The organism is Pseudomonas sp. H1_G08, from assembly GCF_054681355.1.
In genome coordinates, this window is sequence record NZ_CP162822.1 from 4,135,010 (window position 1) to 4,147,688 (window position 12,679).

The following is a 12,679-nucleotide window of genomic DNA, read 5'->3' on the forward strand; positions in this document are numbered from 1 at the left end:
CAGGCCGGCATTCTATACCATGCCAAACCCCTGTCAAGCATTTTCTCATTTAAAAACCTGAGGTTAGCTGCGTTGACACACTTCACTTCGAATCCCGATTAAGGTGTTCGCTGTGGAGCGGGCGCCATTCTATGCAAACTATTGAGCAGGTGCAACCCCTTCGCACAGCATTATTTTATGTTTTAACTCATTGAATTCCTTGGAAAGGTTTTGCAACTGCTGATCGCCTAACAAACGCTGGCTGTCCGGTGCAGCTGCCAGCCAGTACCCGCTTCCGGCAGCATCTTTCGGCAGGGATTGCACATTGACTTTCATCGCCACCAGACGCTGTTGCAACCTGGCAATTGAATCTTCGTCAGAAAATCCACCAAGGAACAAGCACTGCTGACGCGGCGCCACCTCGCCTCTTCGACCTTCACCTGCGGTTTCGCTCAGCAGACGGATATCCTGCTGCGAACCACGATACAGATTAAGAGGAGTTACATCTTTGGCTCGCAAGGGCGCTTCCTGCTGATGCCAGACATAGTAAAAAACATTGAGTACAACCAGCAGCAGGAACAACCAACGCATATAAACCTCAAGACAAGGGACAAGCCATCGCCAAGCCGACAAAAACCAGGTCGGGCACAACCCTGGCGTCAGGCGCGACGCCTTTAACCAACTCGGCATCCCCTCCCGTAATAAAGACGGCGAATTGCTCTCCCCAGTACGCTCGAGCCAGCTCTAATTGAGTGAGAACGAAGCCCCTCAGCATCAAAGAACAACCGCGCTCCACCGCTTCAACAGTGGTCCGTCCCGGGACGTGACTGGAAAGGGCGCGCTCTGCTGCTTCATCACCATAACGAATTTTACGGGTATGGGTGCGCAACTGGTTTCGCATCAAAGGCATACCAGGACAAATGAACCCCCCGAGATGCTCACCGTCAGCCGCGACAAAATCCGCAGTGACCGCGGTACCGAAGTCGAGAACCAGGCAAGCACTTCCGGCAGCGAGGTGGAAGCCGCCGAGCATCGCCAGCCAGCGATCAAGCCCCAGACGCTCATAGTCTTCATAGCCGTTTCGAACACCGGACATCTCGCGAGCAGGTTTCGCACACACGATAGGAATACCGAACGCGCGCTCAAGCATTTCGGTTAAAGCGCTGGTTTCCTCGTTAGTCCTGACGCTTACCAAACGACACTTGCGCAGCGAGAGCGGCTTTATGATCCGTAGACTCTCAAGCAAAGCCTGATTGGAATCTACAACCCCTTCCGAAACCAGCCCACTCGCCGACGCATCCAGCACGCGCCATTTGATAAAACTATTGCCGCAGTCAAGCTCAAGAATCATCACGCAACCTCAGGCTGAGCTCTCCACCACTAAAGACTTTTTCAACACCATCTAAAATCAAGCGCAACCCGCCTTGGTTATCAATCCCGAGCACTATCCCATCGATATGGCTGTTACCCGCGATCAACGACACGGATCGACCCTGCCACAGATGATTTTCCGCCCATTCTGCCTGCAGACTTGCGAACCCGTTGAGCTGGTGTTTATGGGTATAAGCTTTGAGTTGATTACTCAACTCAACCACCAGAGCATTGCGATCGCAGGCTTTGCCTGACTCCAGTTTTATAGAAGTCCATTGCTGGTCGACCTCATCGGCAACCTGCATATTCACGTTGATTCCTATACCCAATACAACATGACATACATCCGCCGGATCGCCGACGAGTTCGAGCAGGATGCCGGCTATTTTCTTGTTACCCACCAAAACATCGTTGGGCCACTTCAAACCGGCATTGGGCACGCCGGCGCTTCGCAAGGTCTGCATCACGGCCAAGCCAACAACAAGGCTCAACCCCTCAAGCTGACGCATGCCGCCATCTATTCGAAGAACCAGGCTGTAATAAAGATTTTCCGCAAATGGGCTCACCCACTTGCGGCCTCGACGACCACGGCCTGCCAATTGTCGCTCCGCGAGCACCAAAAACGGCGCGGGGGCGCCCTCACTGATGGAGCGCAGAGCTTCGGCATTTGTCGAGTCGACGGAGTCGAACACACGCACCGGCCATTCGGGCATCTTCCTGGTTATTTCAAGTGGATCAAGGAGCATCAGAGGCGCCGACAATTGATATCCGCGACCGCGAACTTTATGGATCGACAGGCCAAGTTCAGCTTCAAGCTGTTGTAGCTGCTTCCATACAGCACTTCGGCTAATTCCCAGGGCAACGCCCAAGTCCTGTCCGGAATGGAATCGTCCATCCTTCAGTAGGTTCAACAACGTCAGCATGCAGGTATCGCCTCATAATGAGGCCCGCATAATAGCCATGCCCCGGGCCGTTGCATAGAAATCAAGCGGACACATTTCTCGCAGGCAAAACAAAACCCCAACTGCTTTCGCAATTGGGGTTTCGGAATTTAATCTTGACGATGACCTACTCTCACATGGGGAAACCCCACACTACCATCGGCGATGCATCGTTTCACTGCTGAGTTCGGGATGGGATCAGGTGGTTCCAACGCTCTATGGTCGTCAAGAAATTCGGGTACTGACTCGGGACCAGATGGCCTCGCTTCAGCAAATTGGGTATGTGACAGCTAGGTGTTTGTGAACTTCGAACTTTCGGTTCGTTTCGTCTTCACACACCGCAATCTGGTGCCTTTTCAGGTCAGCAAATTGCTTGGGTGTTATATGGTCAAGCCTCACGGGCAATTAGTATTGGTTAGCTCAACGCCTCACAGCGCTTACACACCCAACCTATCAACGTCGTAGTCTTCGACGGCCCTTCAGGGAACTCAAGGTTCCAGTGAGATCTCATCTTGAGGCAAGTTTCCCGCTTAGATGCTTTCAGCGGTTATCTTTCCCGAACATAGCTACCCGGCAATGCCACTGGCGTGACAACCGGAACACCAGAGGTTCGTCCACTCCGGTCCTCTCGTACTAGGAGCAGCCCCTCTCAAATCTCAAACGTCCACGGCAGATAGGGACCGAACTGTCTCACGACGTTCTAAACCCAGCTCGCGTACCACTTTAAATGGCGAACAGCCATACCCTTGGGACCGGCTTCAGCCCCAGGATGTGATGAGCCGACATCGAGGTGCCAAACACCGCCGTCGATATGAACTCTTGGGCGGTATCAGCCTGTTATCCCCGGAGTACCTTTTATCCGTTGAGCGATGGCCCTTCCATACAGAACCACCGGATCACTAAGACCTACTTTCGTACCTGCTCGACGTGTCTGTCTCGCAGTCAAGCGCGCTTTTGCCTTTATACTCTACGACCGATTTCCGACCGGTCTGAGCGCACCTTCGTACTCCTCCGTTACTCTTTAGGAGGAGACCGCCCCAGTCAAACTACCCACCATACACTGTCCTCGATCCGGATAACGGACCTGAGTTAGAACCTCAAAGTTGCCAGGGTGGTATTTCAAGGATGGCTCCACGCGAACTGGCGTCCACGCTTCAAAGCCTCCCACCTATCCTACACAAGCAAATTCAAAGTCCAGTGCAAAGCTATAGTAAAGGTTCACGGGGTCTTTCCGTCTAGCCGCGGATACACTGCATCTTCACAGCGATTTCAATTTCACTGAGTCTCGGGTGGAGACAGCGCCGCCATCGTTACGCCATTCGTGCAGGTCGGAACTTACCCGACAAGGAATTTCGCTACCTTAGGACCGTTATAGTTACGGCCGCCGTTTACCGGGGCTTCGATCAAGAGCTTCGCGTTAGCTAACCCCATCAATTAACCTTCCGGCACCGGGCAGGCGTCACACCCTATACGTCCACTTTCGTGTTTGCAGAGTGCTGTGTTTTTAATAAACAGTCGCAGCGGCCTGGTATCTTCGACCGGCATGAGCTTACGGAGCAAGTCCTTCACCCTCACCGGCGCACCTTCTCCCGAAGTTACGGTGCCATTTTGCCTAGTTCCTTCACCCGAGTTCTCTCAAGCGCCTTGGTATTCTCTACCCAACCACCTGTGTCGGTTTGGGGTACGGTTCCTGGTTACCTGAAGCTTAGAAGCTTTTCTTGGAAGCATGGCATCAACCACTTCGTCACCCAAAGGGTAACTCGTCATCAGCTCTCGGCCTTAAGATCCCGGATTTACCTAAGATCTCAGCCTACCACCTTAAACTTGGACAACCAACGCCAAGCTGGCCTAGCCTTCTCCGTCCCTCCATCGCAATAACCAGAAGTACAGGAATATTAACCTGTTTTCCATCGACTACGCTTTTCAGCCTCGCCTTAGGGACCGACTAACCCTGCGTCGATTAACGTTGCGCAGGAAACCTTGGTCTTTCGGCGTGGGTGTTTTTCACACCCATTGTCGTTACTCATGTCAGCATTCGCACTTCTGATACCTCCAGCAAGCTTCTCAACTCACCTTCACAGGCTTACAGAACGCTCCTCTACCGCATCATCCTAAGATGATACCCGTAGCTTCGGTGTATGGTTTGAGCCCCGTTACATCTTCCGCGCAGGCCGACTCGACTAGTGAGCTATTACGCTTTCTTTAAAGGGTGGCTGCTTCTAAGCCAACCTCCTAGCTGTCTAAGCCTTCCCACATCGTTTCCCACTTAACCATAACTTTGGGACCTTAGCTGACGGTCTGGGTTGTTTCCCTTTTCACGACGGACGTTAGCACCCGCCGTGTGTCTCCCATGCTCGGCACTTGTAGGTATTCGGAGTTTGCATCGGTTTGGTAAGTCGGGATGACCCCCTAGCCGAAACAGTGCTCTACCCCCTACAGTGATACATGAGGCGCTACCTAAATAGCTTTCGAGGAGAACCAGCTATCTCCGAGCTTGATTAGCCTTTCACTCCGATCCACAGGTCATCCGCTAACTTTTCAACGGTAGTCGGTTCGGTCCTCCAGTCAGTGTTACCTAACCTTCAACCTGCCCATGGATAGATCGCCCGGTTTCGGGTCTATTCCCAGCGACTAGACGCCCTATTAAGACTCGCTTTCGCTACGCCTCCCCTATTCGGTTAAGCTCGCCACTGAAAATAAGTCGCTGACCCATTATACAAAAGGTACGCAGTCACAGAACAAAGTCTGCTCCCACTGCTTGTACGCATACGGTTTCAGGATCTATTTCACTCCCCTCTCCGGGGTTCTTTTCGCCTTTCCCTCACGGTACTAGTTCACTATCGGTCAGTCAGTAGTATTTAGCCTTGGAGGATGGTCCCCCCATATTCAGACAAAGTTTCTCGTGCTCCGTCCTACTCGATTTCATGACTAAGAGATTTTCGCGTACAGGGCTATCACCCACTATGGCCGCACTTTCCAGAGCGTTCCGCTAATCTCAAAGCCACTTAAGGGCTAGTCCCCGTTCGCTCGCCACTACTAAGGGAATCTCGGTTGATTTCTTTTCCTCAGGGTACTTAGATGTTTCAGTTCCCCTGGTTCGCCTCTTGCACCTATGTATTCAGTACAAGATAACCATCTTATGATGGCTGGGTTCCCCCATTCAGAGATCTCCGGATCAAAGTCTGTTTGCCGACTCCCCGAAGCTTTTCGCAGGCTACCACGTCTTTCATCGCCTCTGACTGCCAAGGCATCCACCGTATGCGCTTCTTCACTTGACCATATAACCCCAAGCAATCTGGTTATACTGTGAAGACGACATTCGCCGAAAATTCGAATTTCTCAATTAAGAGAACTCACAAATTTTACCTTAGCCTGATCCGTTACCAGTGAAAGTAACGTTCAGTCTATCTTTCTATCACATACCCAAATTTTTAAAGAACGATCTAATCAAAAGACTAGAAATCAATATTCAGCTCGAATATTCATTTCTAAACTCTCAAACTTCGAAGCAGTTTATGGTGGAGCCAAGCGGGATCGAACCGCTGACCTCCTGCGTGCAAGGCAGGCGCTCTCCCAGCTGAGCTATGGCCCCATAACAAAATTGGTGGGTCTGGGCAGATTCGAACTGCCGACCTCACCCTTATCAGGGGTGCGCTCTAACCAACTGAGCTACAGACCCAATTTCGAGCTTGTAACTGTTAGCTCAGAGCTATCAGCTTGGAGCTTAAAGCTGCTTCTATCGTCTTCTTCAATGAATCAAGCAATTCGTGTGGGAGCTCATGCAGCAGCTGATGTCGTCGATTAAGGAGGTGATCCAGCCGCAGGTTCCCCTACGGCTACCTTGTTACGACTTCACCCCAGTCATGAATCACACCGTGGTAACCGTCCTCCCGAAGGTTAGACTAGCTACTTCTGGTGCAACCCACTCCCATGGTGTGACGGGCGGTGTGTACAAGGCCCGGGAACGTATTCACCGCGACATTCTGATTCGCGATTACTAGCGATTCCGACTTCACGCAGTCGAGTTGCAGACTGCGATCCGGACTACGATCGGTTTTATGGGATTAGCTCCACCTCGCGGCTTGGCAACCCTTTGTACCGACCATTGTAGCACGTGTGTAGCCCAGGCCGTAAGGGCCATGATGACTTGACGTCATCCCCACCTTCCTCCGGTTTGTCACCGGCAGTCTCCTTAGAGTGCCCACCATTACGTGCTGGTAACTAAGGACAAGGGTTGCGCTCGTTACGGGACTTAACCCAACATCTCACGACACGAGCTGACGACAGCCATGCAGCACCTGTCTCAATGTTCCCGAAGGCACCAATCCATCTCTGGAAAGTTCATTGGATGTCAAGGCCTGGTAAGGTTCTTCGCGTTGCTTCGAATTAAACCACATGCTCCACCGCTTGTGCGGGCCCCCGTCAATTCATTTGAGTTTTAACCTTGCGGCCGTACTCCCCAGGCGGTCAACTTAATGCGTTAGCTGCGCCACTAAGAGCTCAAGGCTCCCAACGGCTAGTTGACATCGTTTACGGCGTGGACTACCAGGGTATCTAATCCTGTTTGCTCCCCACGCTTTCGCACCTCAGTGTCAGTATCAGTCCAGGTGGTCGCCTTCGCCACTGGTGTTCCTTCCTATATCTACGCATTTCACCGCTACACAGGAAATTCCACCACCCTCTACCATACTCTAGCTTGCCAGTTTTGGATGCAGTTCCCAGGTTGAGCCCGGGGATTTCACATCCAACTTAACAAACCACCTACGCGCGCTTTACGCCCAGTAATTCCGATTAACGCTTGCACCCTCTGTATTACCGCGGCTGCTGGCACAGAGTTAGCCGGTGCTTATTCTGTCGGTAACGTCAAAATTGCAGAGTATTAATCTACAACCCTTCCTCCCAACTTAAAGTGCTTTACAATCCGAAGACCTTCTTCACACACGCGGCATGGCTGGATCAGGCTTTCGCCCATTGTCCAATATTCCCCACTGCTGCCTCCCGTAGGAGTCTGGACCGTGTCTCAGTTCCAGTGTGACTGATCATCCTCTCAGACCAGTTACGGATCGTCGCCTTGGTGAGCCATTACCTCACCAACTAGCTAATCCGACCTAGGCTCATCTGATAGCGCAAGGCCCGAAGGTCCCCTGCTTTCTCCCGTAGGACGTATGCGGTATTAGCGTTCCTTTCGAAACGTTGTCCCCCACTATCAGGCAGATTCCTAGGCATTACTCACCCGTCCGCCGCTGAATCCAGGAGCAAGCTCCTCTCATCCGCTCGACTTGCATGTGTTAGGCCTGCCGCCAGCGTTCAATCTGAGCCATGATCAAACTCTTCAGTTCAAACATCTTTGGGTTTTTAAGAAACCCTAAACTTGGCTCAGCAATCGTTGGTTACATCTTTGATTTCTCGCGGAGTAACTTGTGATGCTGATAATCTTGTTGACTATCAGTCTGACTGCACAAGCACCCACACGAATTGCTTGATTCAGTTGTTAAAGAGCGGTTGGTTAAGACCTTTCGTCTCAACCGAGGCGCGCATTCTACAGCAGCCTCATTTGCTGTCAAGTGATTATTTTCAGAAGTTTTCGAAGAATTCTTCAGCAACTTCAACCACTTGCGCTTCCGATCTCTCGTTAGCGGGAGGCGAATTCTACAGCGTTAATCGCTGCTGTCAACACCTCTTTTTCTCCGCTTTCGACCGAGAAGATCGAACCGTTAAAAGAGCTACACATCACTGCTCTTTCAACTCATCCCAAGCCTCGATGATCTGAAGCAAGCCGCTGTCGAAAACCGCGTAACTCTTTGAATCTCAAGGAGTTTTCCGTTTCGACTGCGCCGGAAGTGGGGCGAATTATAGACTTCTAAAATTCGCCGTCAACCCCAATTTCAACTTTATTCAGATTTCAGCGTAATACGTGCAAAAGCCTTCTTGCCGGCCTGACAAACGTGAGTCGTGCCCAGTACATATATAAAGGAGCGATCAACCACTTCACCATCGACCCGGACTCCGCCCGCCGCCAACAGATCACGCGCCGCCGCCGAGTTCTTCACCAGGCCTGCCTTATTAAGGACGGCAGCGATCGGCATATCCTCAACCGAAGACAGCTCGATCTCAGGCAAGTCATCTGGAAGCTCGCCATCCTTCATGCGGTTGCCGGCGCCTCGGTGAGCATTCGCCGCAGCCTCTTCACCATGGAAGCGCGCAACGATCTCTTCAGCCAGCTTGATTTTGATGTCGCGAGGATTCGCTCCAGCTTCGACGTCAGCCCGGAAGGCGTTGATCTCGTCCATTGAGCGAAAGCTGAGCAACTCGAAGTAACGCCACATCAGCGCATCCGGGATGGAAACCAGCTTGCTGTACATGACGCCTGGTGCTTCCTGGATACCGACATAGTTGCCCAGCGACTTGGACATCTTCTTCACGCCATCCAAACCTTCCAGCAATGGCATCGTCAGAATGCACTGTGCCTCCTGACCATACCCACGCTGCAACTCACGCCCCATCAGCAAATTGAATTTCTGATCGGTACCGCCCAGCTCGACATCCGCGCGCAGCGCGACCGAGTCATAACCCTGAACCAGCGGATAGAGGAACTCGTGAATAGCGATTGGCTGATTAGTGGTGTAGCGCTTGTCGAAGTCATCGCGCTCGAGCATGCGAGCGACCGTGTATTGCGAAGTCAGGCGAATGAAATCCGCCGGCCCCATCTTGTCCATCCAGGTGGAGTTGAAGGCAACTTCGGTTTTCGCCGGATCAAGGATTTTGAAAACCTGAGTCTTGTAGGTCTCGGCATTTTCCAAAACCTGTTCACGCGTCAGCGGTGGACGCGTTGCGCTTTTGCCACTTGGATCGCCGATCATCCCGGTGAAGTCACCTATAAGGAAGATGACCTGGTGCCCCAGCTCCTGGAACTGGCGCAGCTTATTAATAAGCACCGTATGACCCAGATGCAGATCCGGAGCGGTTGGATCGAAACCAGCCTTGATACGCAGCGGTTGGCCGCGCTTGAGCTTCTCGACCAGCTCGGACTCGACCAACAGTTCTTCCGCACCACGTTTAATCAGCGCTAGCTGCTCTTCAACCGACTTCATAACAGACCCGCAAGGCTCAGATTCAAAGGGAACCAACCATACAAGAACGCGCACCAATTACAAGTTTTGCCCGGCGCACGGACACCAATCCACAGACCCGAGGTCTGTAGACTTGCTTCAGCGATGATTTGGTTATATTTTATACAGTTATTTCATCTTCATCATGTCATTCATCTTTTCCAATTCATCTATTTCAAAGTCAAAAATTACCTATGACCACAGAACCGTCTAAAGCGCCCCCGCTTTACCCGAAGACCCACCTGCTCGCCGCAAGTGGAATCGCCGCCCTTCTCAGCCTGGCGCTGCTGGTATTTCCCTCCAGCGATGTTGAAGCCAAAAAGACGACTCTGAGTCTTGAACTGGAAAGTCCTGCTGAACAACTGACACAAGATCAAGACGCTGCTGATGCGGCTCAAGCCACAAACGAGCCCGCAGCTTCGCCGTTCGCACAAATCGAAAACAGCGACGAAAACACCGCACAAACCGCTGAAACCGCGCCAGCACCTGTGGCGCCTGCTGAGAAACCGAAAGAGCCTGGGCACCGTGAAGTCGTGGTTTCCAAAGGCGATACACTGTCTACCCTGTTTGAAAAAGTCGGTCTGCCTGCAGCCTCCGTGCACGAAGTACTGGCAAGCGACAAGCAAGCCAAACAGTTCAGCCAGCTCAAGCGCGGCCAGAAACTCGAGTTCGAACTGAGTCCGGAAGGCCAGTTGACCAGCCTGCACAGCAAGGTCAGCGACGTTGAAACCATCACCCTGACCAAGAATGACAAGGGTTATTCGTTCAACCGAGTGACTGCCAAGCCAACTGTTCGCACTGCCTACGTCCACGGTGTCATCAACAGCTCACTGTCGCAGTCCGCAGCCCGCGCCGGTCTTTCTCACAGCCTGACCATGGACATGGCCAGTGTCTTTGGCTACGACATCGACTTCGCGCAGGACATTCGTCAGGGCGATGAATTCGATGTGATCTACGAGCAGAAAGTCATCAACGGCAAGGCCGTCGGCACCGGCCCGATCCTGTCGGCGCGCTTCACCAACCGCGGCAAGACTTACACCGCCGTTCGCTACACCAACAAACAAGGCAACAGCAGCTATTACACTGCCGATGGCAACAGCATGCGCAAGGCCTTCATCCGCACCCCTGTTGACTTCGCCCGCATCAGCTCGAAGTTTTCCATGGGCCGCAAGCACCCGATCCTCAACAAGATCCGCGCCCACAAAGGTGTCGATTACGCAGCGCCACGGGGTACGCCAATCAAGGCTGCCGGTGACGGCAAAGTGTTGCTGGCCGGTCGTCGTGGTGGCTATGGCAACACTGTGATCATTCAGCACGGCAACACTTACCGTACGCTCTATGGCCATATGCAAGGCTTTGCCAAAGGCGTGAAAACCGGTGGCAGCGTCAAGCAAGGTCAAGTCATTGGCTATATCGGCACCACCGGACTGTCCACCGGCCCGCATTTGCACTATGAGTTCCAGGTCAACGGCGTTCACGTCGATCCGCTGGGCCAGAAGCTGCCAATGGCCGACCCGATCGCCAAGTCCGAACGCGCGCGCTTCCTCGCGCAGAGCCAGCCACTGATGGCGCGCATGGATCAAGAGAAGGCCACCATGCTGGCTTCGAGCAAGCGCTAAGCCATGGCCCTGTATATCGGTGTGATGTCCGGAACCAGTCTCGACGGGCTGGACATCGCCCTGATCGAGCAGACCTCGGCGATCAAACTGATCGCCACCCACTACCTGCCAATGCCTGACTCCCTGCGCGCCGAGCTGCTTGGCTTGTGCGCCAGCGGCCCCGACGAGATCGCCCGCTCGGCGATTGCCCAGCAACACTGGGTCGAACTTGCCGCGTTGGGCATTCACACCCTCCTCGCGCAGCAACAACTCAAGCCCGAAGCAATCCGCGCTATCGGCAGCCACGGTCAGACCATTCGCCATGAGCCGGCGCGCGGGTTTACCGTGCAGATCGGTAATCCAGCCCTGCTGACTGAGTTGACCGGTATTACCGTCGTCAGCGATTTCCGCAGTCGCGATGTCGCAGCGGGTGGCCAAGGTGCGCCTCTGGTGCCAGCCTTTCATGAAGCGTTGTTTGAAGAGCGTAGCGGTAACCAGGCAGTCTTGAATGTCGGTGGATTCAGCAATCTCAGCCTGATTGAGCCGAACAAACCTGTAGCCGGTTTCGACTGCGGGCCGGGAAATGTTCTGATGGACGCCTGGATTAGCCGGCAACGGGGCGAGAACTATGACCGGGACGGCAAATGGGCTGCGACCGGCAAGGTTGAACCAGCCCTGCTCAAGGCACTGCTTAGCGACCCGTTCTTCGTGACCAAAGGCCCGAAAAGTACGGGCCGGGAAGTCTTCAATCTGCCATGGCTGGAACAGCATCTATCGCGTCTGCCGACTTTCGCTGCCGAAGACGTTCAGGCCACCCTGCTCGAACTTACGGCGCTGACCATCGTCGAGTCGCTACAAAGCGCTCAATCGGGCACTCAGGAACTGCTGGTCTGTGGCGGCGGCGCGCACAACGCCACGCTGATGAAACGTCTGGCGGACCTGCTGCCAAATACCCAAGTCGCCAGCACCGCAACTCACGGGGTTGATCCAGATTGGGTGGAAGCCATGGCCTTCGCCTGGCTCGCCCATTGCTGCCTGGAAGGCATCGCCGCCAATCGGCCAAGCGTCACCGGCGCTCGCGGCCTGCGCGTACTCGGCGCCATCTACCCGGCATAACCTTCAGAAACAAAAACGCCGCAGAACCGAAAGGCTCTGCGGCGTTTTGTTGTGTGCTGTAAAGCGCGATCAGATCGAGAACGACGACCCGCAACCACAAGTCGTGGTCGCGTTCGGGTTCTTGATCACGAAGCGCGAACCTTCCAGACCTTCCTGGTAGTCCACCTCCGCACCGGCCAGGTACTGGAAACTCATCGGATCAACCACCAGACTCACGCCTTCGCGCTCGACAATGGTGTCGTCCTCGGCAACATCTTCATCGAAGGTGAAACCGTATTGAAACCCTGAACAACCGCCGCCCGTAACAAATACGCGCAGCTTCAAGCGATCATTCCCCTCTTCATCGACCAGGCTCTTCACCTTGTGCGCAGCACCTTGGGTGAATTGCAAAGCCGTGGGGGTGAAGGATTCGACGCTCATGCTGACTATCTCCCGGCGTTACGCCGCCATAATGCGTGATGACGCGCATTATCCGCTTGTCCTAGAAAATTGGTCAACTATTAGAAAGGCAGCTGCAAGCTTCAAGCGGTGAGCTTCAAGCTTGCGGCGCCTGACCTGTGACGGC

At 53.6% G+C, this 12,679-nt stretch carries 7 protein-coding genes, 2 tRNA genes and 3 rRNA genes; 2 read left to right on the forward strand and 10 right to left on the reverse strand.

The window, feature by feature from the left end; all coding sequences use genetic code 11:
- Positions 1-138 precede the first annotated feature (138 nt).
- The 9 genes from AB4N85_RS18845 to tyrS all read right to left on the reverse strand — a co-directional run bounded on the left by AB4N85_RS18845 (position 139) and on the right by tyrS (position 9,382).
- Entirely contained in the window at positions 139-570 is a 432-nt protein-coding gene (locus AB4N85_RS18845) for a hypothetical protein (protein ID WP_056786907.1), read from the reverse strand.
- Positions 571-577: 7 nt separating this feature from the next.
- Entirely contained in the window at positions 578-1,330 is a 753-nt protein-coding gene (locus tag AB4N85_RS18850; RefSeq protein ID WP_095181970.1) for a pantothenate kinase, read from the reverse strand.
- Positions 1,320-2,273 carry a bifunctional biotin--[acetyl-CoA-carboxylase] ligase/biotin operon repressor BirA gene (gene birA / locus AB4N85_RS18855; RefSeq protein WP_252868374.1) on the reverse strand — a complete coding sequence of 318 codons (954 nt, stop codon included), beginning with the start codon at positions 2,271-2,273 and terminating at the stop codon, positions 1,320-1,322. Before birA ends, AB4N85_RS18850 begins: the two co-directional genes overlap by 11 nt.
- A 132-nt stretch (positions 2,274-2,405) precedes the next feature.
- A 5S ribosomal RNA gene (gene rrf / locus AB4N85_RS18860) occupies positions 2,406-2,521 on the reverse strand.
- Positions 2,522-2,675: 154 nt separating this feature from the next.
- Positions 2,676-5,569, reverse strand: a 23S ribosomal RNA gene (locus AB4N85_RS18865).
- A 238-nt stretch (positions 5,570-5,807) separates the two neighbouring features.
- A tRNA-Ala gene (locus tag AB4N85_RS18870) sits at positions 5,808-5,883 on the reverse strand.
- A 10-nt stretch (positions 5,884-5,893) separates the two neighbouring features.
- A tRNA-Ile gene (locus AB4N85_RS18875) sits at positions 5,894-5,970 on the reverse strand.
- A 123-nt stretch (positions 5,971-6,093) separates the two neighbouring features.
- Positions 6,094-7,630: ribosomal RNA gene (locus AB4N85_RS18880) — 16S ribosomal RNA — on the reverse strand.
- Together the 16S, 23S and 5S rRNA genes with 2 tRNA genes alongside form the textbook arrangement of a ribosomal RNA operon.
- Positions 7,631-8,182: 552 nt before the next feature.
- On the reverse strand, positions 8,183-9,382 hold the full coding sequence (gene tyrS, locus AB4N85_RS18885; protein WP_016772931.1) for a tyrosine--tRNA ligase: 1,200 nt from the start codon (positions 9,380-9,382) through the stop codon (positions 8,183-8,185).
- 212 nt (positions 9,383-9,594) lie between these two features.
- Here tyrS and AB4N85_RS18890 point away from each other — a divergent pair, with 212 nt between their 5' ends.
- Both AB4N85_RS18890 and AB4N85_RS18895 read left to right on the forward strand, forming a co-directional pair.
- Positions 9,595-11,019 carry a peptidoglycan DD-metalloendopeptidase family protein gene (locus AB4N85_RS18890; RefSeq protein ID WP_252868375.1) on the forward strand — a complete coding sequence of 475 codons (1,425 nt, stop codon included), beginning with the start codon at positions 9,595-9,597 and terminating at the stop codon, positions 11,017-11,019.
- Between the two features lie 3 nt (positions 11,020-11,022).
- Positions 11,023-12,114, forward strand: coding sequence for an anhydro-N-acetylmuramic acid kinase (locus tag AB4N85_RS18895; protein WP_252868376.1), 1,092 nt, complete (start codon positions 11,023-11,025; stop codon positions 12,112-12,114).
- Between the two features lie 69 nt (positions 12,115-12,183).
- Here the strand turns inward: AB4N85_RS18895 and erpA are convergent, their stop codons facing one another.
- A complete protein-coding gene (gene erpA / locus AB4N85_RS18900; protein WP_003228776.1) occupies positions 12,184-12,534 on the reverse strand; it encodes an iron-sulfur cluster insertion protein ErpA in 351 nt (116 codons plus the stop codon).
- Positions 12,535-12,679: the final 145 nt, after the last annotated feature.